Origin of the sequence: Acinetobacter soli, from assembly GCF_018139125.1 — a bacterium.
Taxonomy (GTDB): domain Bacteria; phylum Pseudomonadota; class Gammaproteobacteria; order Pseudomonadales; family Moraxellaceae; genus Acinetobacter; species Acinetobacter soli.
Genome location: NZ_CP073241.1, coordinates 624,450 through 648,934, shown reverse-complemented (window position 1 = coordinate 648,934; position 24,485 = coordinate 624,450). Strand labels below are relative to the sequence as shown.

Below are 24,485 nucleotides of genomic sequence, written 5' to 3'. Positions count from 1 at the left end.
ACGATCAAAATGACAACATATGTACTTGTTCATGGCTCATGGCACGATGGCTCTCTCTGGGAACCTGTAGCCACTCATTTACGTACTCAAGGCCATACCGTGCACTGTCCGACTGTGGCAGGCCATGGCCCAAATGCCGACCGGAATGTGACTCACACGCAGTGCAGTCAATCGATTGCGGATTATATCGTAAAGCATGATCTCAGCGAGATTGTACTGCTTGGGCACAGCTATGGTGGCACCATTATTTCCAAAGTCGCCGAGGTCATTCCCGAGCGCATCCAAAGGCTGATTTACTGGAATGCTTTTGTTTTACAAGACGGCGAAAATATGTTTGATAACATGCCGGAAGCCTACTACGAGCTGTTTACGAGTTTGGCCGCAGCATCGGGTGATAATACCGTTTTACTGCCTTATGAAGTATGGCGTCATGCTTTCATCAATGATGCAGATGATCAAATGGCCGAGGAAACTTATAAGATGCTGACGCCTGAGCCTTGTCAACCCTTTCATGATCGACTGGATCTAAAAAAATTCTATACGCTGAATATCCCCAAAAGCTACCTGAACTGCACCGAAGATCAGGCTTTACCTGCTGGCTTTTGGCACCCTAAAATGTCGAGCCGACTTGGAGAATTCAAGTTGGTTGAAATGGGTGGAAGCCATGAAGCAATGTTTACCCGCCCTCAGGAATTGGCGACTAAAATTATTGAAGCCAGTCATGATTAATTGTTTAGACTGCCGGGCTTAGCCCGCGGTCTTACAAAACTGAAATAACCTTTTTACAGGTTTGAATCAACCATGTCCGAGCAAGAGGTTCATTGGTTTGGGCAAACCAATGTAAGCCCACATAAAATTCAGACATTTGAAACGGCAATTCCAAAACACGGACATGGGATTGATTTAAATATTGCTGTGCAGCACGACTGGGCAGCGTCACCATCAAATCTGTTTTATCCAGCACACCTTGTAAAACTCCAAAATGAGGCACTTCCAAAGCAATTTTACGCTGATGCCCCATTAATTTTAATACATGATCGACCTGAGTATGCCCGGTAGATGACTTTATCGCCACATGAGATTCATTCAAATACGCATCAAAACTGAGCGTACTTCCTATTCGCGGATGATTCATATTCACCAGTGCAACATATCGCTCTAAAAAAAGAGTCTCATATTCAAGATGCTTAAACTCCAAATGTGTACTATTAAAAATAGCCACATCAATAAATCCTTCGATTAACCATTTTTCGACTTGATCAATTTTAATCTCTTCTACTTCTATTTTTATTTTTGGGGCATGTGCTCTTAAGTATTCGATTAATGTCGGTAACAAGCAAATTTCACCAATATCTGATAAACCAATTCGAAAGATTTTATTGGAAGTGAGTGGATTAAAATTTAATGCCTCATCGACTGCTATTTCAATTTTTAAAATCGACTCTTTAAATACAGGATATAATTCATGCGATAATTTAGTTGCTTCCACACCATATTGCGTGCGTTCAAATAAAGGATTATTTAAATGCTTACGTAATCGATTTAAATTATAGGTAACAGAAGGTTGACTCAGATTTAAAATCTCAGCGGCTTTACTGATATTTTTATTTTCATAAACACAAATAAAAATACGGATCAGACTTAAGTCCACGTTTTAAGATCTTCCATGATTTTAATTTAATCCTATCATAAACACTTTTATTTAACTTTTTCAAAATAGAATTGTGCTAAAGGCACAAGTCGTTTAAAACACTCTTGTGCCAAATTGTTAGTGTTTAAATCGTTGCAACAGGCGATAGCGCTGCTCGGGCCGCTAACATGTCTTGTGCTAAATCATGCTGCCATAACCAGTCAAAACGGTTTTGCAAATGTGCACCCACTGCTTCAAAGCTTGGATACAGCGCTGAGTTAAGTTCATATATTTGCCCAGACTCACGCGAAGTACGCTGAACCTTACAGGCGCGTTCTTTTCGGATCTGTTCATAAATTGCAGAAACTCGCGGTAAATCTTCAACAGTCAGCTCAGTGTGCTCAAACAACACTTTTAGCGTAAGTGCATCTTCAAGCCCTTGTCCTGCTCCGGCACCCTGATGTGGAAACATAGCGTGTGCAGCATCTCCCATTAATATGACGCGGCCAGAGTGACTTTGATAAGTCGGCAATTCGGCCAGTTCGTGCAGTGCCCACAAGGTCGGACGCTCAATCAAACCGAGTAAAATTCGGCAGCTTTCGCTCCAGTCCTGAAAATCGTCCAACATTTCCTGTTTGTCTACCGCACGTGTCCATGGGGTATGTTCTGCAAGCGTAAGCTGCTCAGCGTTTGTCTTAAACGCCACAATGTTAATGTCTTCACCTTGACGAATCGGAAAGGTCAAAATGTGCTTGTTTTTGCCTAAAAACATTTGTGGTACGTCGGCAATTTCTACATCTAGGCCGGCTGCCACAATGGCCTGTCTAAATTCTGTCGCTTTGATGATACCGCGGTAAGCCCACGTGCCAGTAAAATTAGGACGTACTGGAGCAAACTGATGGGTTTGCAGCACATAATCACGCGTGGCGGAGTGTATACCATCTGCACCGATGACATAATCGGCTTCGGCGCGTGTCCCATCTTCAAAACTCAATTCAATATGCGTATCGTACTCCTGAATCGATTTGAGTTTTTTATTAAACTTACACTGGTGCTGTGGAATATTTCCTAAAATAGCATCTAAGAAATCGGCACGATGCACCGAAGACTGACCAACCTGAGGAGAAATTGAACTCGACAAATAATCATCGTTATAGCCATTTCGCCATTGAAACCATACATCCTGAAATGGCGCAGATACTTGATCTGCAATCGCGGTATATTGCGAAGCCAAACCAAGTAGCTCAATGGCACGAACCGCATTCGCGCCAAATGAAATTCCGGCACCAATTTCAGAAAATTGAGGTGCTGCTTCATATAAGCAAACATCTAAATGCGGCTGTTTAAATAAGTTGGCTGCAAGCGCGACTCCCGCAATACCACCACCCACCAATGCAATACGAACTTTTTTCATCACACAATTCCTTTGAGTGTTGTTTTATCTAGTTTCATCTTGCGTTAGCGCACAAAACTTATCCAATTAAAAGATCTCAATGACAGACATCAATATTTTAAATAATCTAAAAAAAACAAAAACATAAAAACAAATGATCATTAAAAAATTTTCAAATATCTTTTCTACAAGACAAAAGATCGATCAAAATGGCCATTTTCTTATATTAAGCACTTGAAAATATGTAACTTCTAACAATCAGAAGATCGTGAATTCATTCTAAATCTAATTTTTTCTTAATTTTTGAGTTTTCTAATATACCTAGAATCTCAATGAACATTTAAAGACCAAAATATGTTTGCCGCTTTAACACCAAACAAACAATGGCGTGTCTCGATACACACCTTTAATGCTATTCTGGCTTGCTGGTTGGCCAGTTTTACCAATGGCAGTTTTTATCATAAAGTTTTGCAGCTCAGTGCATTTGACGGTTTGATGCAAGTACTGTTTATGAGTGCCACATTTTTACTGATTGCTGGCGTAAATTTTATCTTTTTACAATTGATCAGTTGGCGAGCATCTGCCAAAACTGTCGCTGTGATCATGATTGTATTAACGGGGTTAACCTCTTACTTTGTCAATCAACTCGGTGTAAATGTCAATACCGCGCAGATTGAAAATGTCATGCAAACCGATACGCGTGAAGCTTTGGATTTGCTCTCTATACCGCTGTTGTTATGGGTACTTAAAATCATTGTGGTACCTTTAATTGGTCTTTTATTTATTCAAATCAAGCCAGCCAATAACCTTAAGCATTTGTTGATTGGTAAATTCGGCAGCTTGGCTGTAGCACTTTTTATCATAGGTGCTGGACTTTTTTCTTTTTATAGCCAATATGCGCCGATCTTTCGCGAAAATAGAGAGCTTAAAGCACAGATTTCACCGCTAAATGTGATCTCGAGTAGTTGGAGTTATTCCCGCCGGCAATATAAAAAACGCGATCTGCCTTTGGTCAAATACGGTGAAGATGCACACATCGTACATACTGTGGGTGCACATGCACCTAAAATTATGGTGCTGGTGGTGGGTGAAACAGCGCGTGCAGAAAACTTTAGCCTAAATGGTTATCACAAACCGACCAATCCAGAGCTAAGTAAACTTGATCTGGTAAATTTTACTCAAGCCTCCTCTTGTGGTACGCAAACCTCAGTTTCAGTGCCGTGTATGTTTTCAGGCATGAAGCGCAGCGCGTATGACGAAGCATTGGCGGGTCATCGTGAAGGCCTGTTAGATATTGTGCAGCACGCAGGCTATGAAGTGACATGGATTGACAACAATTCGGGCTGCAAAGGCGCATGTGATCGTATACAACATTACATCTCGCCTAAAGACGACCCACGCTACAAAAACGAGTGTAAAGACGGCGAATGTTATGACGGAATTTTAATCGATGCCTTAAAGGATTATCTTAAAGCGCTTGACTTAAAACAGCTCAAAAAAGATCAATTGATTGTATTGCATCAACTAGGGAGCCATGGGCCAGCCTATTACAAACGTTATCCTGCTGATTTTAAAAAATTTACGCCGACCTGTGACACCAACAACATTCAAAACTGCTCACGCGAAAGCTTGATCAATAGCTACGACAACACCATTTTGTATACCGATCACGTACTGAGTACATTGATTCATACCCTCGATGCTTTACCGGTCTCGACAGGTCTGATGTATTTATCGGATCACGGTGAATCGACTGGTGAAAATGGATTGTATCTCCACGGTACGCCTTATTTTATGGCGCCGAAAGAACAAACGCACATTCCTATGTTATTCTGGTTTTCAACGACATGGCCACAGCAACAAACAATCAAGCAGTGCTTAAACGGACAAAAAAATAATCCGGTCAGTCAAGATAATTTGTTTCCAACCGTGTTGGGCTTGTTGCATATTCGAACACAGGTATTGGACTCAAGCTTGGATTTGACCGCTCAATGCAGAGGTAAACTGTAGCGTGATCAGAATTTTATACATAGAAGACGATGTCATGATCGGTAAAACGACTTTCAAGCTGCTTCAGCATGAGAAGTTTGAAGTCGATTGGGCCAAAAATGGCATCGAGGCACTCGATTTTTTATTTCGCCAGACTTATCACTTGGTTTTACTCGATTTGGGCTTGCCGGAACTTGACGGCCTAGACGTACTCAAGCACATTCGTAAAAAAATGGAGCTAAACAAGCTGGCAGTGATTATTATCAGTGCCCGCGATCAGAGTAAAGAAAAGATTCAGGGTTTGAAGCTCGGCGCAGATGATTATATCGTCAAGCCTTACGATTTTGATGAGTTAGTGGCACGGATTGAATCCGTTTTGCGACGCGGTAATTATTCCTCTTTAAGTGAAATTAGTTTTAAAGTGGGTCAGATTCAGCTTTTTCCAAATACACATCGACTACTCAAAGAAGGCCAGCCCATTAATGTTTCAAATAAAGAGTGGGCCATTTTAGAACCGATGATGATGTATCCCAATCAGATTTTTTCTAAAAATATGCTCGAAGAAAAACTCTACGATTGTGATGATGAAGTGAACAGCAACACCATTGAGGTCCATATTCATAATTTAAGACAAAAGTTAGGGAAAGATTTTATCCGAAATGTGCGAGGCTTAGGCTATTGTGTTGAAAGCACAGACAAATGACCACCGAGGCCTGAAATTCAGGTTCAGTCAGCTTCGATCCTTTTATCGCGAAAAACCACTCAGCCAACGTATGACGTGGAGCATTTCGCTTTTCAGTATTTTTTTGCTTTTTTTTATCGGAATTGCGGCGTATCGAATTGCATTGGAAGAATCTCAGGAGGTAATCGATCGCCAAATGCAGGAAATGGCGGAATTTCTCGATAAAAACGACTTGTCATTACGCTTATCTACTTATGATCCTAAAGCTGAGTATGATGAAACCGATGTCTTTATTGATATTATTAAAGATACCGAACTTGCAAAACTAAGCCAACAATACGACTATATTTTGCCATACTCCTCTACCCCATATTTCACAAGAAAAAAAACCATCCGCGGCGAACTTAAAATTTATGTGTATCCTGCCAAAGACAAGCAAATTCAGATTAGTCAGTTAATCAAAGTTCGGCGACATCTTGCCAAAGAATTGGCATTTAACATGCTGATTCCGTATATCTTTTTTATGCCATTTGGTATTTATGGCGTATATCGTTTGATTCGTCATCACCTCAAAACGCTCACCAAACTTCGTAGTACTTTTTCAGAGCGCAATTACACCGATCTGTCAGAGGTCAAAATTGATCATTTGCCGATGGAAATCCGTCCAGCCATAGATGAACTCAACTATTTGTTTAAGCGCATTGATGAGGCAAAAAATCAGCAGCAAGTGTTTATTGCCAATGCTGCTCATGAACTTCGAACACCACTGACTGCTTTAAAGCTACAAACCTCACTTTTACTTAAAACACCACAAGATCATCCGTTTTATCAAGAAAATCTGAATGATCTATCTCTGAGTCTGAAACGCATGTCACATCTGGTCGATCAGCTCATGAGTTTGGCACATCAGGAAATTCAGCAAGATGAGCCACTACAGTCACTCAATCTGGTCAATGCACTTCGCTTAAGTGTCGGTCAGTTATTGGCCAATGCGCGTAAAAAACAAATCGAAATTCAAGTCAGTATTGAGCCCGCTCTCGAGCAAGTGATGATTTTGGCGCGCCCCAATACCTTGCAAAGTATATTTATCAACCTCATTGATAATGCCATTAAATACAGCCCACCCAAAAATCAGGTCTGTATTTTAGTTTCATACGATCATGAAATGATCTGTGTCGATATCCACGACAATGGCCCGGGAATCTCAGAGCATCAATACAATCATGTGTTGCAACGTTTTGTTCGTTTAGAAAAAACTCAGCATAATGCAATAGGAAGTGGTTTAGGGCTTTCGATTGTCAATACCGCATTGCAGTCACTCGATGCATCTATGCAATTTAAGACGTCTAATCTTTTAAATGGATTATGCGTGCAATTACAATTCAAGCCTATTCCTGAATCAAAGGACGAATCAACAACATTTTAGGCCAAAAATTAAGGATTGAATGACTTGATTGAATTTATTGTTATGTTATAACATAACAATAATACAGACCACTGTAACTCCCATTCATTCACTGCTTAATAATATTGACTATGATTCGTAAAAACCCATCAGGCCATTTGCCGCAAATTCATCAATCTGCCTACATTGATCAGACTGCCATCATTTGTGGCAAAGTCATCATTCACGCCAATGTGTTTGTTGGGCCTTACGCTGTCATTCGCGCAGATGAAACCGATGAAAACGGTGATATGGAACCGATCGTGATTGGTGCAAATTCGAATATTCAAGACGGTGTGGTTATTCATTCAAAAGCCGGTGCAGCCGTTCAAATTGGTGAAAACTCATCAATTGCGCACCGATCGATTATTCATGGGCCATGCGTCATCGGTGCGCGTGTTTTTGTCGGTTTTAACAGTGTGCTATTCAATTGCAAAATCGGTAACAACAGTGCCATTCGTCATAATGCCGTTGTCGATGGTCGTGATTTACCGCCTAACTTTTATGTCCCTGCCATGAGTTATATCAACGCCAAAACCGACTTGGCGGCGTATCCCCCAATTGATGTCTCGATTACCGAATTTTCAGAAAGCGTAGTGACCACCAACATTGAATTGGTTCAAGGATATAAGGCATTATCCAATGAGTTTTAATGCCTTACCCGACCTGATTATTCGTAACGCGCATCTGGTCAATGAAGGTCATAGCCAATTTTGTGATGTTTTGATTCAGCAAGGTCGTATTTCCAAAATACAGTCCTCGATTACAGGCATATATCGCGCAAAAGAGATCGAGGCCAATGGCGCTTGGCTACTGCCGGGCATGATTGACGATCAGGTTCACTTTCGTGATCCGGGTGCGCCACATAAAGGCACTATTGCCTCTGAGTCGGCAGCAGCAACTGTAGGTGGCATTACCAGCTTCATGGACATGCCCAATACCAAGCCCGCTACGCTAAACTTAGATGCCTTGAATGCCAAAAAAGCAATTGCAGCCCGCTCGAGTCATGGCAATTATGCATTTCATTTTGGTGTAAGTGCAGACAATCTGTCGATCATTGAGCAGCTCGATCCAAAGCTGGTCAGCGGCGTGAAAGTCTTTATGGGTTCTTCTACTGGCAATATGCTGGTAGATGATCCCAAAGCGCTTGAGTTTTTATTTGCTCATGTTCCCACTATTTTACTCACGCACTGTGAATCTAGCCCCATTGTTACTGCCAATGAGGCGCTGTATCGGGCGCAATATGGTGAGAATGTTCCTGCGCATTTTCACCCACTGATTCGCGATGAAGCTTGCTGCTATGCAAGCTCAAAAATGGCAGTCGAGCTGGCAAAAAAATATCAGACGCAATTGCATGTACTGCACCTGACCACAGCCAAAGAGTTATCACTTTTTGAAAATAAACCGCTTCATGAAAAGCACATAACAGCTGAAGTATGTATTCATCATTTACATTTTGATGCCCAAGATTACGACCAGCTCGGTCATCTGATCAAGTGTAACCCGTCAATCAAAACAAAAACTGATCGAGAAGCTTTGATTAAAGCTGTTTCATCAAGTGATTTGTTAGATATTATTGGTACAGATCATGCTCCGCACACTTGGGATGAAAAACAAAACAATTACTTCAATGCACCAGCAGGTTTACCCCTTGTTCAGCATGCCCTGCCTGCGTTGCTTGAGCTGGTTGCGGCAGACCAATTACGTATCGAAGATATGGTCAGCAAAACCTCACACCGCGTGGCCGATTTATTTAAAATTAAAGAGCGCGGCTATATTCGAGAAGGTTATTGGGCCGATCTGGTTTTAGTCGAAAAAAATCCATGGTCCGTTGCCGAGCAGCCGATTTACATGCACTGTGGCTGGACCCCTTTTCAGCATAAAAGTTTTCAGTATCGCGTCGCCACCACCATCGTATCGGGACAAATCGCGTGGCACAATCAGCAGTTGTATCTCAATTGCCGAGGTCATGCACTTGAAATTGATCGATGAATCTGGACCATCTTTCATTAAGAGGATTGAACCAAATTAATCTTTCTTTATCTAAAATATTCATATAAATTGCTTATTTTTTTATAAGCATACCCCCAGTTGTCAATTTTTTACACAGGTGGCGGTGCTTATATCCTCTATAATCAACTTTTTTTGTATTCGAGATCTTATGAAAATTTTAGATGGCGGATTTGGGCGCGAGCTGGCTCGTCGTGGTGCACCTTTTAGACAACCTGAATGGTCAGCTTTGGCACTTACCGAAGCACCTGATATTGTGAAGCAGGTTCATCTAGATTTTATTCGTGCAGGCGCTGAAGTCATTACCACCAACAACTATGCAGTTGTACCTTTTCATATTGGTCAAGACCGTTTTGATCAAGAGGGCACTGATTTAGTCAAGGTTGCCACTACTCAGGCCAAACGTGCAGTTGAAGAAAGTGGCGCTGCGGTGCAGATTGCGGGCTGTCTTCCTCCACTTTTTGGTTCTTACCGCGCCGATTTATTTCAGGCAGATGAAGCAGCCACTTTGGCACGCCCTATTATTGAAGCATTGTCGCCTGACGTTGACTTATGGCTTGCAGAAACTCAGTCGTGTTTGGCAGAAGTTCGTACTGTTCGTGAGCTTTTACCTCAAGACAGTCGTGAATTCTGGGTTTCCTTTACCCTCCAAGATGATCAGGCGCTTCCTGCTGCACAGCTACGTTCAGGCGAAAGCATCGCAGAAACTGCCGAACTGGTTAAATCACTAAATGTCAGTGCCGTACTGTTCAACTGCTGTCAGCCAGAAGTCATTCTTCAAGCGATTCAAGAAATTCGTGAACTCATTCCAGACACCATTAAAATTGGTGCCTATGCGAATGCATTTCCGCCACAAAACAGTGAAGCCACAGCCAATGATGGTCTAGATGAAATCAGAAAAGACTTAGATCCAGACGCGTATTTACAATTTGCCAAACAATGGCAAGAGGCAGGCGCCAGCATGATTGGGGGATGCTGTGGTATTGGTCCTGAACATATTCAGAAACTCTCTCAATTTTTTCAAGACTAAGCCGCATGTCCACTTCTAAAATTGGTTTACTCTCCCTCACCGCCTTGGTGTTTAGTTCCATGGTCGGTTCAGGCGTATTTAGTCTGCCACAAAATATGGCTGCTGTTGCCAATGGTTCTGCTTTACTGTTTGCATGGCTGATCACTGGCGTCGGTATTATTTTTCTGGCGATATCCTTGCTACATTTGACCCGTCAACGTCCAGATCTGGACGGCGGGATTTACAACTATGCACGTGAAGGCTTTGGCGATTTGATCGGCTTTTGTTCTGCCTGGGGTTACTGGCTCTGTACCACTGTCGGGATTGTTGGCTATGTGGTCATTGCTTTTTCTGCGGTGGGTATGTTTACCGATACGCCTGAACATACCTACTTTGGTGAAGGCAATACCCTATATGCGCTTATAGGCTCATCCATTTTTGTCTGGCTTGTGCACTGGCTGGTCAGTAGAGGCATTAAAGAAGCGGCTTTGGTCAATTTGCTGGCAACAATTGCCAAGATTGTGCCACTTGTCGTATTTATTTTGTTTTCGTTTGTGGCGTTCAAGCTTGAACTATTCAAATTAAATTTTCTCGATACATCCTTACAAATGCCAGTATGGCAACAAGTGCGTGATGTCATGCTGATTACGCTCTGGGTATTTACAGGTATCGAAGGCGCCGTTGTCCTGTCGTCACGCGCCAAACGTAGAAACGATATCGGTAAAGCAACTCTACTGGGTGTGTTATTGGCACTGGGCTTTTATGTCATGGTGACGGTGTTGTCATACGGTATCAATACGCGTGCAGAGATTGCAGGCATGCATAATCCGTCTATGGCCAGTATCCTTGCGCAATTGATTGGTTTACCGGGTACCATTGTCATTACATTGGGGCTGATTATTTCAGTTTCTTCGTCCTATTTAAGCTGGACCTTGTTTGCAACCGAAATTCCATTTTTGGCTGCAAAAAATGGCGCCTTTCCAAAAAGTTTTTTAAAAACCAATACCAATAATGTACCGATTACATCATTGTGGCTGACCTCGATTGTGGTACAGCTTTCATTGATTGCAGTATGTTTTTTCAATAAAAACTACACCCAGCTTTTACTGATCTCATCGGTCATGATCCTGTTGCCTTACTTTTTGGTTTCTGCTTTTTATCTGAAAGAATCTGCACGCCACAAACGTGGCAAACATATTTTTATTGCCGGTATCGCAACCTTATATGCGTTGTGGCTGTTATATGCTGCAGGTCTGTCTTTGTTATTGTTGTCTGGTATTTTGTACCTGCTCGGGCTCGTGATTTATTTTTATAGCCGCTATTCGGTCAAACGCGGTAATACAGAAAAACTACTCAACGATTAAAATAATTCATGATTTCAGCCATACAGTGATGTAGCTTAAACCTGACCATGTTCATGGCTTAATCTTCATCACTGTATTTTTTTCTTTGTAATTTACTCATTATAGTCTGTTCATTTACTTGTAGACTTCCATCAACAGCGGACCAACACGCTTCGCAAAGATTTCACATTGAGTTGATTAAACTCATCTGAGCGAATAATGTGATAAGTTTTGATTGATCCATCTAGAGGTACATTCGATATGAGTTATAAGCATAATAATCTTATGGCAATGCGTGAAAAGTACTGGAGTGACCACGCTTCACATCATGTGCAAAATGAAAAAACGTTCTTTTGCGAAACCTTGCAAGAACACAAAATTTTTGATCAGCCTTCACTCGACGATGCGCGATACTTCTTTTTTACACTCCCTAGTATTGTGATTGTAAAAGGATACGCCTTGGGTTTTACTCACGATTTGGTCAAGAGCATGATTGCCAAGCATATTGAAGCCAACAAGGTTCAACTCAAACAGCGTCACCAGATCAAGATTCAGTATGCGATGTAGTCAAGCTGGATACTGAATAACAATACTTGGTGAAAAAGTTGAATGAATTCAGATAAATCGACTGCAGTTCATCACAATTCAGTTTTATTCACTTACAAAATTGCCTTAAAATACGATACCCTCAATTTCAGCGTCTGATTGCAGCAATACTTTTCATCTTTTAAACAGCCTATGACTGTTTTAATACGATTAGAGCCTGTAGTATTCGTTACAATTGTCTTCATTACTTTTCTGCGTGTTTCAGCAAAGGATTTTATATGTCAAATCAGAACGATAAGCTTAAGAATTTAAAAACTTCTTCGATGGATCGACGCTTATCGATCGCAAAAGCCTCGTTCCTCGCAGGCACGCGCTGGGCCACTGCAAGTGCAAGCTCAATGTTTTCAAGTGAAGCAGAAAAGGAAAAGAAAAGAAAAAAAGCCATGACCGAACAAGCCAATTATTTGGTTTCGGAAATTGGCAAGCTGAAAGGCTCTATCGTCAAAATCGGCCAGATGATGGCACTCTACGGCGAGCACTTTCTACCTGAGGAAATTACTCAGGCACTCAATACTCTCAATAACCAGACCGTCGCATTGGCTTGGCCTGCAATCAAATCGCATTTACAAACGCAACTGGGCAGTAAGCTTGATGATCTTATTATTGATCATGAACCTATCGGTACCGCTTCATTGGCACAGGTTCACCGCGCAACACGTAAATCTGACGGTCTAGAGCTGGTATTAAAAATTCAGTATCCAGGTGTGGCCGAAGCTATTGACTCGGATATGAGCCTGTTTAAAAACATGCTGAAACTCACCCGCATGGTGCCGCAAACACGTGAGTTTGATCAGTGGTTTGAAGAAGTCAGAGAAATGATGCACCGTGAGGTGAGTTACGATATTGAAGCTGCAACTACGCGTCGCTTTGCAGAGCGCTTAAAAAACGATCCACGTTATGTTGTTCCTCAAATTGTCGATCGCTACTGTACCAGCAAAATCTTATGCATGACCTATGAACGTGGCGTCCCAATTAATAGCCCCGTAATGTTGTCTTTGCCACAAGAACGCCGTAATCAACTGGGTGAAGCCTCTCTTGAAATTGCTGTCCGCGAGATTTTTGAGTGGGGAGAAATGCAGACCGATCCAAACTTCGGCAACTATTTGGTACGTTTGGGCAATGGCGAGGACATCAACGACAAAATTGTTTTACTCGATTTTGGTGCGATCCGCCAATTCGATGATCATCTGCTCAACGTTGCACGTAATTTGATTCAGGCTGGCTATCATCACAGCAGTGAAGAAATGGTTGCAGCCATGACAGGTTACGGTTTCTTTGACTCAATCCCGCAAAGCATCAAGCCAGATATGGCCAAGGTTTTCTTGCTGGCAACTGAAGCTTTCAGTTCACCACAAAATAATCCAGACATGCCAGAGGGTCTGATGGATCAGGATAACCGCTATGACTGGAAAAAAAGCCAGCTACATAGCCGTGTGATGCAACAAGCCAGCAAATCGATGGCCTCGCGTTATTTTTCTGTACCGCCAAAAGAATTTATGTTTATCAGCCGCAAATTCATTGGTGCATACACCTTTATGACCGTGATTGAAGCCAAAACCAATGTTCGTCGTATGATTCAAAAATTTGTTCAATGATTCAATTGACTAGGATGACATTTGTCATCCTAGTCAATTCCGTTAAAAGCCCATTTTCAAAAATCAATTAAATTCCATAATATTCATACACTTATAAATATAAAAAATTGTCTTTTACCGTTAGTCGAAATTTTTCCCCCTGTCATCCATGACATAGTCTTTACTTTTACAGCATGTCAGCATAGTTCGTATTCCCTTCAGGGCAACGGAGTTTGCAATGTCAAATATGGTGAGTAAGGCGCAAGGTTTAGGACTATCATTGATTACCAAACTTGCAGGAAGTGACGTACTTGATCAACTCAGACTTAGAAAGTTTGTAGAACGATCACTTTATCAAGGTTCAAAAACAGGCTTTAAGGCACTTTCAAAAGCGCAGAAAACGTTTAAATCCAACTCAATTGATCGACAGCGCCTGCCTCGGCAAAACAAAGATTTATTTGATTTGAGTTTGACCGAAGAACAAACCATGACTCGCGAAGCCATGCGCAAATTTGCACAGGAAGTGCTCTATACACATGCACATCAAGCCGATCATGATGCACAATTTCCCGAAACTATTTGGCAATATCTAGATGAACTTGGCCTGAATTATTACGCCCTTCCCGAAGCTGCAGGAGGTGTAGCCAGTGAGCAAAATATTGTGAGTAATATTTTAATTGCAGAAGATCTGGCGCAAGGTGATTTTAGTCTAGCCGCAGGGATTTTAAGCAGCTTTAGTGCCATCAATGCGATCACTCGCTGGGGATCACAAAGCATTCAATCACGTTATTTATCCGCTTTTGCTGAAGATAGTCAGTTAAAAGCCACTTTTGCAACGCAAGAGAATACTGCCGCATTTAATCCGTTTCAGCTTAAAACGACAGCCAAGCGTGAAGGTGACCATTTTTACTTGGATGGACAAAAAACATTGGTGCTTTTAGGTGAGCATGCCGATCTTTACCTCGTCAGTGCCATGCTTGAGGGCCAGCCCGATGTATTTGTAGTTGAGCGAAGTGACACGATTGCCATAAAGTCATCACCAGCGATGGGTTTAAAAGCGACTGAAACGGTAACACTTGAGTTTCAGCAGACCCCTGCCCAGCGCTTAGGTGACGATGATTTTGACTACAGTGCATTTGTCGATTTGGGTAACTTGATGTGGTGTGCCATGGCAGTTGGCACTTGCGAGGCGGTTAAACGCTATTGTATTGACTATGCCAATGATCGGATCGCCTTTGGCGAACCTATCTCGCATCGTCAAAGTGTGGCATTTATGGTGGCCGATATGGCGATAGAGATTGATGCAATGCGGATGCTGGTTTGGAATGCGGCCAGTCTTGCAGAAGCTGGCCAATCCTTTCATCGTGAAGCGTACTTGGCTCGTTTATTGTGTGCCGAAAAATCCATGCGGATCGGCACAGATGGCGTGCAAATTCTGGGCGGTCATGGCTTTACCAAAGAACATCCTGTCGAACGCTGGTATCGAGATTTGCGCGCAACTGCGATTGTTCACTCGGGCTTACATGCATAAATACACGACAAGCACAATAAAGGATATGCCATGAACTTACAAACTCCCAAAAAATTTAAAATGATGGTCAGTCAGGCGCATGATGTCGCAGTCAATGTTTTACGCCCCATTTCACGCAAATATGACAAAGCTGAGCACGCCTATCCTAAAGAACTCGATATGATTGCCTCACTGATTGACGGCATGAATGAAGGTGGTGACGGAATCAATGCAGGCGCAGCGGGTGCGAGCAAACGCGGCGATGAAAATCGAGAAGGCATTCGAAACGGCACCAATATGTCAACCGCACTCGGTATTATAGAAATGTGCTATGGCGATACCGGATTATTGCTCAGTATGCCGCGTCAGGGACTTGGTAACTCTGCCATTGCAGCGGTAGCAAATGACGAACAACTGAAACGCTTTAAAGGCATCTGGGCTGCAATGGCCATTACCGAACCCAATTGTGGCTCCGACTCCGCTGCCATTCGAACCACCGCAGTAAAAGACGGTAATGACTATATTTTAAATGGTGAGAAAATATATGTGACATCGGGTGCTCGTGCTGATGCCGTGGTGGTTTGGGCAACACTGGATCGAAAGCTGGGTCGAGCTGCAATTAAGTCGTTTGTGGTACCTAAAGGTACGCCGGGCATGACCATTGAACGTCTGGAGCATAAACTTGGAATTAAGGCCTCAGATACCGCTGCAATTAGTTTTGTCGATTGTCGAATTGGTGCCGAAAATTTGCTTGGCAATGCCGAGATCGATGTTGCCAAAGGCTTTGCAGGTGTTATGGAAACTTTTGATAACACCCGCCCACTGGTTGCTGCTATGGCCATAGGATGTGCCAAGGCATCACTTGAGCGCATTAAAATACTGTTAAAAGATCATCTCGATCCGCATTACAGCACCCCCTACTTACAGACTTCTCATTTGGCGGCGCAGGTTTATCGAATGGAAGCTGAATGGGAAGCGGCCCGTTTATTGACCCTTAAAGCGACATGGATGGCTGACAATAAACAACCCAACTCGAAAGAAGCCTCAATCGCAAAAGCCAAAGCTGCACGGATTTGTAATGAAATCACCCTAAAATGCGTCGAACTCGCGGCAGGTTTGGGTTATAACGAAGATGAACTACTCGAAAAATGGGCGCGTGACTCAAAAATTCTGGATATTTTTGAAGGAACTCAACAAATTCAGTTACTCATTATTGCACGGCGAGAACTCGGTAAATCGTCCAGCGAGCTCAAGTAATTCAATTTTTTAAGTTTAAAAAAAGCCTCATAAGAGGCTTTTTTATTTATTCAGATGATTGCATTGGATCGGTTAGACCAAATTTTGCAAACAATTTGGCTCGGCGTTTAGGATATATATTGGCTTTAGATAAATCGCCTTTATAATGCGCCAGCACACGCTGATCCATCATTTTGAACCAAAGTGGTGGAATCATGGCTGGCAATAACATGCTGGCATATCCGCTTGGTAACTCAGGTGCTTCATCGAAATGGCGTAACGCCTGAAATGGTCGTGTTGGATAAGCATGATGATCAGAATGACGCTGTAACTGGTACAAAAATAAATTGGTCACAATATTATTATTGTTCCAGCTATGCTCAGGCATGGTTCGTTCGTATTGACCATTCTCTTTTTTCTGCCGTAATAGACCGTAATGCTCAATATAGTTAATAATTTCAAATAAACTAATGCCATAAAATGCCTGAGTCACCAAATAAGGCAGTGTCCCCTTACCAAATATACCCAGCATACTGCTGTGAAAAGCAGCACTCATACCCCAGCCTTGCAACAGTTCATTCTCCTTCGACCAGAACTTTTTGCCTTTACGTTTTAGACGCGTTGTTTCAATTTCGATCGCAGATTTAAGTGAACCAAATACGGTGCGTGGCCAAAATTCATAAAAGGTTTCTCCCATTTGCGATGACGCGGGATCTTCTGGGGTTGCCGCACGTTTATGGTGCCCGTAAGGATGTTCGATCCTAAAATGGTTATAGCCAGTCGGAACCAAAGCCAGATGCGATAAAAGATGATCAATGCGATCCTGTTTATGACTTAATTCGTGTGCTGTATTCACGGCAATGCCATTAATCGCCCCCATTGAAATGCCGAGTAAGATTTTATCTAAAAACGATGTTTGTTTGCGGCTCGTTAGATAGCAAGCATATACGTTAGCGATATATTGCAAAGGAATGAATGTTTTGACTAACCGAGCATAATATGGATCATTTTCGAGTTGTTTGATCTCTTCCACACTCGGATTACTGGCATCTTTGCCAATCAGCGTATCAATCGTCGGAATAATTACGTGCAGAAGTAATGGACCGCCCAATGCAAAGATCTTTTTGATCGGACGAGGAGAAAATTGATAGCCTGCCAAAATTCCGATACCCAAAACTGGAAGCGCAGGACTGATCATCCATAAGTAGCGTTTGCGATCAATCTCACGCATCGACTTAGTTGCCTGAATGGCGTCTTCTAAAGACGGGTCCACTTTCACTGGTGCGTTCATTGTGCATCCTTTCTTTTTCTTGCCTTGTGTTAAAGCTATGATTATGTATTCTGCGCTGTTAAAACAGTCGTAGGCGTCCAAAAAACCTATTTAAACGTCTTTGGCATTTTCATCCATTTCAATGACCTAAAATCACATGTAGATGAGAAAATCACGTAATATAATCAAGACATAAAAAGAATCTGAAACGCGGTATGGATGCACTGAGTAAAATCTTTGATGATATTCATTTAAATAAGTCTGAATATTTATACCTTAAAACCCAAGGTGAATGGGCTTTTCATTGCGGTGCACAAGATGCATTGGTGACTCATATCATCTTGATGGGAAGTGCAACATTTTACATCACCGATGGCACGCAGGTCGAAGCACAGGCAGGCGATATTGTGCTGATTCCCTCTGGAAAAGCACATCACGTCTCGAATGATAGGCAGAGTAAGCTGATTGACAGCATGAGTATTGATCATCTATTCAATGGTCATCTCAATGACGCGATTGAATTCGGCTCTGGATCAAATGAACACGCCCTGATCTTTACTGTGCGTAGTCATATTGATATGCATATGGCTGGGCCACTACTCGATGCTTTACCTGCATTTCTTCATATTCATCATGCCATGAGTTCGACTGGGCCTGAATGGCTACGCGTCGGGTTGTATTTTGTGGCACTCGAGACGCAGCGGATTCAACCAGGTCGAGATAAAATTTTTGATCATTTGATGAGTATTCTTTTTATTGAATGTGTTCGCGATTATATTGCACAGCTTGACGATCAAGAAAGCTGGCTTACTGCACTGAAACATCCAGAATTGTCTAGCGCTCTAGCGGCAATTCATGCATATCCCGAACAGCCTTGGACGGTCGAAACACTCGCAGATCAATGCTGTATGTCGCGTTCAAAATTTGCCAGTTTGTTTCAGAGTGTGCTACGCGAAACGCCACTGGCTTATTTACAGCAACATCGTTTACGGCTCGCGGTCCAACTACTCAGAACCAGCAACTTCAATATTCAGCAAATTGCCCATAAGGTGGGTTATGCTTCTGAAACTGCATTTAGTCAAGCCTTTAAGCGACAGTTTGAACAAACACCCAAACAGTATCGACAAAGTATTAATGTAAATATCGAGTAAAAAAAGCGCCATTTCGGCGCTTTTTTTAATTGAAACTTATTTTATTTTTGCATGAGACTTCAGATATTGGGTGTAATCATCCAACTCCTGTTGTCCGCGGAAACGTTGATAAAGCTTATTCAACTCTTGAAGCTGCTCTGGATTCAATGCATCAACTGCTTTTGAATTGACATCAGATACGGCAACCACAACCATTTCGTCGGGTAGCTTAGTCGCAGCTACAGACCACATACCAGCTTTTGGTGCGCTTAGGCTAAATGCTGTACGTTCAATTTCGCGTTTTAGGCCTTGAGAGCGAGCAAACACTCCTGCATTTTCAAAACGTAAACCACTTTTTGCAACAACTTGTGCCGCAGGTTGTGTTTTAAAGTCATTCAGAATCGTTTGAATTTTTGCTTGAGCAGCTTTAAAGGCCTTATCTTCGATGAGTTTAGCACGCACTTGGGCAGTTGCAGCGGCTAAAGGTTTTACACCTGCTGCATGATAATTGCGGACTTTCACCCAAATCGTATCACCATTGGCCAACTGAATGTTGGTCGATGCATTACGGTCACCGTTCTTTACATCATCACTAAAGAGTTTTGCCTTGACACCGGCTTGACTCAATAGTGGGTGTTGCGTTCCAACTGTGACGCCGTTGAGTGCTTCAACTTTGCTGCCTTTTACTTCTTGAGCAACTGAATCTAATGCATCACTACTCACCACCATTTCATTTAAACGATTGATGGTGTCTGAGTATGCATTTGCTGCTTTAGACTTTTGTAATTCAGCAGTTAATCTGGCTTTTTCTGCCTCAAACGAAGGCACATTTTGCTGAGCCGTTTCAACCTGAATAATATGATAACCATATTGCGTTTTCACAGGTTTTGAAATCTGACCATTTTTCAATGACTGAACTGCCTGATCGAAATCTACCGAGAAGACACCCGGTTGGTAAGCATCGACTAAACCACCATTAGCTTTTGAGCTGGTGTCATCTGAATACTGCTGCGCGGCCTGAGCAAATGAAGTTCCAGCCTGAATCTTGGCATAAACATCATTAGCCAGTTTCAATGCTTGTGCATCAGTTCGGTTATCCAAAGTAATCAAGATGTGCTTTACATTTCGTTTGGCATCTTTCTTTTGATTTTCTACAAAAGTGCTATAAGCCTGTTGCAATTCTGCTTCAGTAACCGCCGCCGGTGCCGTCGTTACCTGTGATGGTGAAACCACAATATAGTCGACATCTACACTTGCAATCTGTTTGAAGCTGTTTTTATGTGCATTGTAATAGTCAGCAATTTCTTGATTGGTTACACTGATATTCTTCTTATATTCATCAAGCTTAATGCTAGCCAAATGCAACGTACGCTGCTCTGTTTGTAAGACAGCAACTTGCTGGAGATCATGTTTACTCACCAGTGCTGTATCGACGATGCTTGACGTCAGCATTTTCAAAGCATGATCTTGACGAAGACTTGCGATCAATGCCTGACTGGTCATGCCAACCGAGCGCAAGTAATTGCTGTATAAGGTTTCAGAAAATTTACCATTTTCCTGGAAACTTGGTTGCTGAGCCAGCATTTGTTCAATTTGTGCATCGCTCAAAGAAATGCCTAATTTTTCTGCTTGCTGTAACAATAGACTACGAGCAATAAGGGTATTGAGCGCATTTTCTTGAATATACGATTGATTTAATAAGGTTTCATCACCTTTCACTAGCGACAAATACTGTTCTTTATAGGTTTTGGTTAAATTTTCCAAATCCTTTTTGGAGATATCTTGACCATTTACCGTTTTAGCAACATCTGCTTTGTTTCCCCCGCCAAAATAGCCTTCAATTCCCACGAGCGCCAAAGGGGTCAAAAACAAAATCAGCAGGACTTTTCCAAGCCAACCCTTAATGACTTTACGAAACGATTCCATAAATATTCCAATATTTTATTTCGGAGGGATTTTAACTGAAAAACGCTATTGAATGAATGTATGAAACACTCAGAGACGCATCTTTTTTTAATAAAAAACGCGCCTTAAGATGGCGCGTTTAATTTTATTAAAAGATTAAGCAACAGAATCTTTTAAACCTTTACCAGCTTTAAAGCTTGGTACTTTGGTCGCTTTAATTTGAAGCTCTTCACCAGTTTTTGGGTTACGGCCCGTACGCGCAGCACGATCTTTCACGCTAAATGTACCAAAACCTACTAAAGTGACAGAATCACCTTTTTTAAGCGCTTCTGTTACAGAAGCAATAGTCGCATCCAATGCCTTACCAGCATCAGTTTTAGACAATCCCCCTTTCTCCGCAATCGCATCAATTAATTCTGATTTATTCATGAAGGTAACGTCCTCTTAATTCGTTTATTTGAGATCCAAGGCTGAAGTTTAAAAAGGCCATGACGCCTTTATAGCAATGCTTTAGGGGGAAACGCAATACTACCTAAGCTGTTTTAGTTAAAATAACGACGAATTTATGAAGAAATTTGCCAAAATCAGTTTTTTCTCACTTTTCATTTAATTTCGCTTGCAACTTTTGATTTTCTTGTATCAACAAATCAACTTTTGCCGTAAGTTGTACTAACATTTGCTCCAGATGCTGAACGTCTTTTGTAGTCACAAGACCAATCCGATTCAGCGAATGATGGACACTATGGTCAATCATCTTTTCAACTTTGTCCTTTGTATCAACGACAGATTCTTTGGCTTTTTCAGTTACCCGATGTACAGTTTGATCGGCAACATCTTGGGTTTTTGACTCAAGCTCTTCTCCAACTTTGACCAATGAGTCAAAAAGCTTATTCCCTTCTTCCTCTGCACGTGAGAAAGCCCCTAAACCAGCCAACCAGATCTGCTTGGTATATTTTCTAAAATCTAACGCCGATTTTCGAGAAGCTTTTATTTTTTCACATTTTTTTTCTGATTCATTGTCTAGATCATCTGCATTGACTGATTTTTTTTCCATTCGTCGTTACTCCTGATTACTTTCGCATCACTTTGTCGGATTTGTATTAAAAATGCTTCTATAATAACAAGCCAGCACTTGATCGTTTATTAAAAGTGTTCTACAAAGCAAACTAAATTGATTTTTATATCGAGCTGTATTACTCAACACATGCGTTATCTAAGGATTCACTTTTTATGAGCGAAGCGCAACAAAGAAAAGAACAAAGTTATTTGTTGCTCAATATTATTTTGATCATCCTTGAAACTGTCTTCACTTTTATCTTAAAGAACGACGGTGTCATTGCTTTGCAAGCAAAAAAGTTTGTTCAGAACAAAGTGACCATCCGCATCAACAGTTATCTTCCTTATTTCGACTGTTATGTACAGTTTTGTGAAAAAGGCATTTTGTTCGATTATAAAGCGCCAGAGCACCCGGTAGATCTTACCGTCAATACGACTTTAATGGATTTATTTAAAGTGTTGTCTGTGGGTAATCGCTATAGCATCAAAAAAATGCGCATTGAAGGCGACGAACAACTTAAAGAACAATTCAAAGATATCATTCTTCACTTTAGTGTACCTAAGCTTTTTGCAGACTGGAAACAATGGTTAAACCAACCAGCTTCTCCAGATGATATTTTAGGTTCAAAAAAGCGAATCGCTCCCCTCTTGGACAAGATCGATCAGCAACGCACCCATATCAATACGCTAACTGTCGAAGTGAAACAATATAAAAACCGTTTACGTCGCTTGGAGCGTCGTCAGCGCATCACTAATATCAGCTTTGGTATTACGACAATCGTTTTGGTTTTGTTATTGGTGTATACTACGTGGCTGAATTACAACTAATAGAAAAATCTGATTATCTAAAGCGATTTAAATGACAGTGAAAAAACTTGACTAATTTAGTCAGGATTCATAAAATTCCATTATCTAGTCTCAACATGTGTACCGAATCATGCGTCTTACAACTCGCGGTCGCTACGCAGTGACTGCTTTACTTGATTTAGCCTTGCAGCCAACTGAACAAACGATCACGCTAGCAGAAATTGCAGCTCGCCAATCCATTTCAGTGGCCTATCTCGAACAACTCTTTGCAAAACTTAAGCGTCATGGCTTGGTTTCGAGTGTTCGCGGAGCAAATGGTGGTTACCACTTGGCACGCAACTCTGCCGAAATCACGGTTTTAGAAATCATTGAAGCAGTTAATGAAACTGTCGATGCCACGCGTTGTGACCATAAAGGCAATTGCCAAAACGGTGCAATGTGCTTAACACATGACTTATGGCAAGAACTTTCTCACCACATTGCCGATTACTTAGCAAAAATCACACTGGCTGACTTGATCGCACGCGACAACGTTCAAACCGTTGCACTACGTCAAAATTCAGTTCATTTCGATTCACCGCTTCTTTCGGTTACAGGTATTTGACATGAAACGTCCGATTTATCTTGATTATGCAGCCACCACTCCCGTTCTTCCAGAAGTAGCGGAACGTATGATGGAATGTCTTACTTTTGAAGGCACATTCGGTAATGCTGCATCACGTTCACATGCATATGGCTGGCAAGCTGAAGAAAAAGTTGAATATGCACGTGAACAAGTTGCCAATTTAATCAAAGCAGATCCACGCGAAATCGTTTGGACTTCTGGTGCAACAGAATCTGACAACCTTGCGCTTAAGGGTATCGCACAATTCTACGGTTCGAAAGGTAAGCACATTATTACCAGCAAAATCGAACACAAAGCTGTGCTTGATCCATGCCGCGAACTAGAAGAAGAAGGTTTTGAGATCACCTATCTAGAGCCAGAGCCACGTACAGGTTTGATTACACCTGAAATGGTGAAGGCTGCGCTTCGTCCAGACACCATTCTTGTTTCACTTATGTTGGTCAACAACGAATTGGGTACGGTAACTGACGTTGCTGCGATTGGCGAACTTACACGTGCCAATAAAACATTCCTTCATGTCGATGCTGCCCAAGCAGCAGGTAAAGTCGAAATCGATCTTTCGACCATGAAAATTGACTTGATGAGCTTCTCTGCGCATAAGGCTTATGGCCCTAAAGGTATTGGTGCACTTTATGTTCGTCGTACTCCACGCGTTCGTTTGAAAGCACAAATGCACGGTGGTGGTCACGAGCGTGGTATGCGTTCGGGTACTTTGGCAACTCATCAAATTGTTGGCATGGGTGAAGCGTTTGAACTTGCAGGAAAAAGCATTCAAATAGAACAAGCGCGTTTACGTGTTTTACGTGACAAATTGTGGAATGGCTTGCAAGGTCTAGAGCAAGTTTTCTTAAATGGTCATCCGACACAAAACGTTGCAAACTTCCTTAACGTAAGTTTTAACTTTGTAGAAGGCGAATCCTTGATGATGGCATTAAAAGATGCTGCTGTATCAAGTGGTTCAGCATGTACATCTGCTACCCTTGAGCCATCGTATGTATTACGTGCTCTTGGTTTGTCGGATGAACTTGCACACAGCTCAATTCGTTTTAGCTTCGGTAAATACACCACAGAAGCGGATATTGATCACGTGCTAGAAGTAACCAAAGCCGCTGTTGAGAAACTTCGTGAACTTTCTCCGCTTTGGGATATGTACAAGGAAGGTATCGACCTTTCTACGGTTGAATGGGCTGAACACTAATTTTAATTGAAATCGGTGTTTTAACCCTCATATTTAATATTAGGCTGACCCCGAGGTTTGGAGAAGCA

22 protein-coding genes are annotated in these 24,485 nt (G+C 41.9%); 16 read left to right on the top strand and 6 right to left on the bottom strand.

The genetic code is table 11. The features are described from left to right. Nucleotides 1-9 precede the first annotated feature (9 nt). Nucleotides 10-729 (top strand): alpha/beta fold hydrolase, encoded by a 720-nt coding sequence (locus KCV09_RS02940; protein ID WP_212515496.1) that lies wholly within the window; start codon nucleotides 10-12, stop codon nucleotides 727-729. Nucleotides 730-760: 31 nt separating this feature from the next. Here the strand turns inward: KCV09_RS02940 and KCV09_RS02935 are convergent, their stop codons facing one another. Further along, nucleotides 761-1,651: a LysR family transcriptional regulator gene (locus KCV09_RS02935; RefSeq protein ID WP_055414538.1), complete on the bottom strand. Its 891-nt coding sequence runs from the start codon at nucleotides 1,649-1,651 to the stop codon at nucleotides 761-763. A gap of 124 nt (nucleotides 1,652-1,775) precedes the next feature. Beyond that, nucleotides 1,776-3,047 carry a salicylate 1-monooxygenase gene (salA, locus tag KCV09_RS02930; RefSeq protein WP_212515495.1) on the bottom strand — a complete coding sequence of 424 codons (1,272 nt, stop codon included), beginning with the start codon at nucleotides 3,045-3,047 and terminating at the stop codon, nucleotides 1,776-1,778. Between the two features lie 330 nt (nucleotides 3,048-3,377). Here salA and KCV09_RS02925 point away from each other — a divergent pair, with 330 nt between their 5' ends. The 11 genes from KCV09_RS02925 (at nucleotide 3,378) to KCV09_RS02875 (ending at nucleotide 16,447) form a co-directional block, all read left to right on the top strand. Continuing rightward, nucleotides 3,378-5,033 (top strand): phosphoethanolamine transferase, encoded by a 1,656-nt coding sequence (locus KCV09_RS02925; RefSeq protein ID WP_212515494.1) that lies wholly within the window; start codon nucleotides 3,378-3,380, stop codon nucleotides 5,031-5,033. A gap of 1 nt (nucleotide 5,034) precedes the next feature. Beyond that, entirely contained in the window at nucleotides 5,035-5,715 is a 681-nt protein-coding gene (locus KCV09_RS02920) for a response regulator transcription factor (protein ID WP_025094897.1), read from the top strand. Between the two features lie 70 nt (nucleotides 5,716-5,785). Continuing rightward, complete coding sequence (locus tag KCV09_RS02915) at nucleotides 5,786-7,120, top strand: sensor histidine kinase (protein ID WP_004936898.1); 1,335 nt, start codon at nucleotides 5,786-5,788, stop codon at nucleotides 7,118-7,120. A 110-nt stretch (nucleotides 7,121-7,230) separates the two neighbouring features. Next, nucleotides 7,231-7,791: a gamma carbonic anhydrase family protein gene (locus tag KCV09_RS02910; protein ID WP_004946685.1), complete on the top strand. Its 561-nt coding sequence runs from the start codon at nucleotides 7,231-7,233 to the stop codon at nucleotides 7,789-7,791. After that, on the top strand, nucleotides 7,781-9,130 hold the full coding sequence (locus KCV09_RS02905) for a dihydroorotase (RefSeq protein ID WP_151746163.1): 1,350 nt from the start codon (nucleotides 7,781-7,783) through the stop codon (nucleotides 9,128-9,130). Before KCV09_RS02910 ends, KCV09_RS02905 begins: the two co-directional genes overlap by 11 nt. Nucleotides 9,131-9,299: 169 nt before the next feature. Next, entirely contained in the window at nucleotides 9,300-10,178 is an 879-nt protein-coding gene (locus tag KCV09_RS02900; protein WP_212515493.1) for a homocysteine S-methyltransferase family protein, read from the top strand. 5 nt (nucleotides 10,179-10,183) lie between these two features. Next, nucleotides 10,184-11,521, top strand: a complete 1,338-nt coding sequence (locus KCV09_RS02895; protein ID WP_212515492.1) for a basic amino acid/polyamine antiporter — start codon at nucleotides 10,184-10,186, stop codon at nucleotides 11,519-11,521. 240 nt (nucleotides 11,522-11,761) lie between these two features. Continuing rightward, nucleotides 11,762-12,067, top strand: coding sequence for a hypothetical protein (locus tag KCV09_RS02890; RefSeq protein ID WP_151795184.1), 306 nt, complete (start codon nucleotides 11,762-11,764; stop codon nucleotides 12,065-12,067). A 257-nt stretch (nucleotides 12,068-12,324) separates the two neighbouring features. Then, nucleotides 12,325-13,701, top strand: coding sequence for an ABC1 kinase family protein (locus KCV09_RS02885; RefSeq protein WP_004936883.1), 1,377 nt, complete (start codon nucleotides 12,325-12,327; stop codon nucleotides 13,699-13,701). A gap of 226 nt (nucleotides 13,702-13,927) precedes the next feature. After that, nucleotides 13,928-15,211: an acyl-CoA dehydrogenase family protein gene (locus tag KCV09_RS02880; RefSeq protein WP_212515748.1), complete on the top strand. Its 1,284-nt coding sequence runs from the start codon at nucleotides 13,928-13,930 to the stop codon at nucleotides 15,209-15,211. A 30-nt stretch (nucleotides 15,212-15,241) separates the two neighbouring features. Further along, nucleotides 15,242-16,447: an acyl-CoA dehydrogenase family protein gene (locus tag KCV09_RS02875; protein WP_119025057.1), complete on the top strand. Its 1,206-nt coding sequence runs from the start codon at nucleotides 15,242-15,244 to the stop codon at nucleotides 16,445-16,447. 46 nt (nucleotides 16,448-16,493) lie between these two features. Here KCV09_RS02875 and KCV09_RS02870 read toward each other — a convergent pair whose 3' ends face one another. After that, nucleotides 16,494-17,717, bottom strand: a complete 1,224-nt coding sequence (locus KCV09_RS02870) for an alkane 1-monooxygenase (RefSeq protein ID WP_212515491.1) — start codon at nucleotides 17,715-17,717, stop codon at nucleotides 16,494-16,496. A gap of 194 nt (nucleotides 17,718-17,911) precedes the next feature. Between KCV09_RS02870 and KCV09_RS02865 the strand changes: the two genes are divergently transcribed. Then, complete coding sequence (locus KCV09_RS02865; RefSeq protein WP_212515490.1) at nucleotides 17,912-18,847, top strand: AraC family transcriptional regulator; 936 nt, start codon at nucleotides 17,912-17,914, stop codon at nucleotides 18,845-18,847. Between the two features lie 36 nt (nucleotides 18,848-18,883). Here KCV09_RS02865 and KCV09_RS02860 read toward each other — a convergent pair whose 3' ends face one another. The 3 genes from KCV09_RS02860 to KCV09_RS02850 all read right to left on the bottom strand — a co-directional run bounded on the left by KCV09_RS02860 (nucleotide 18,884) and on the right by KCV09_RS02850 (nucleotide 21,785). Further along, nucleotides 18,884-20,752: a SurA N-terminal domain-containing protein gene (locus KCV09_RS02860; protein ID WP_151746169.1), complete on the bottom strand. Its 1,869-nt coding sequence runs from the start codon at nucleotides 20,750-20,752 to the stop codon at nucleotides 18,884-18,886. 135 nt (nucleotides 20,753-20,887) lie between these two features. After that, the gene (locus KCV09_RS02855; protein ID WP_004936869.1) at nucleotides 20,888-21,160 is read right to left on the bottom strand and encodes an HU family DNA-binding protein; all 273 of its coding nucleotides are present in this window, start codon (nucleotides 21,158-21,160) and stop codon (nucleotides 20,888-20,890) included. A 166-nt stretch (nucleotides 21,161-21,326) separates the two neighbouring features. Further along, on the bottom strand, nucleotides 21,327-21,785 hold the full coding sequence (locus KCV09_RS02850; protein ID WP_048763749.1) for a phasin family protein: 459 nt from the start codon (nucleotides 21,783-21,785) through the stop codon (nucleotides 21,327-21,329). Nucleotides 21,786-21,961: 176 nt separating this feature from the next. Here KCV09_RS02850 and KCV09_RS02845 point away from each other — a divergent pair, with 176 nt between their 5' ends. The 3 genes from KCV09_RS02845 to KCV09_RS02835 all read left to right on the top strand — a co-directional run bounded on the left by KCV09_RS02845 (nucleotide 21,962) and on the right by KCV09_RS02835 (nucleotide 24,417). Then, complete coding sequence (locus KCV09_RS02845) at nucleotides 21,962-22,615, top strand: hypothetical protein (protein WP_212515489.1); 654 nt, start codon at nucleotides 21,962-21,964, stop codon at nucleotides 22,613-22,615. A 109-nt stretch (nucleotides 22,616-22,724) separates the two neighbouring features. Continuing rightward, nucleotides 22,725-23,198, top strand: a complete 474-nt coding sequence (locus KCV09_RS02840; RefSeq protein ID WP_004946658.1) for an Rrf2 family transcriptional regulator — start codon at nucleotides 22,725-22,727, stop codon at nucleotides 23,196-23,198. A 1-nt stretch (nucleotide 23,199) separates the two neighbouring features. After that, nucleotides 23,200-24,417: an IscS subfamily cysteine desulfurase gene (locus tag KCV09_RS02835; RefSeq protein WP_212515488.1), complete on the top strand. Its 1,218-nt coding sequence runs from the start codon at nucleotides 23,200-23,202 to the stop codon at nucleotides 24,415-24,417. Nucleotides 24,418-24,485: the final 68 nt, after the last annotated feature.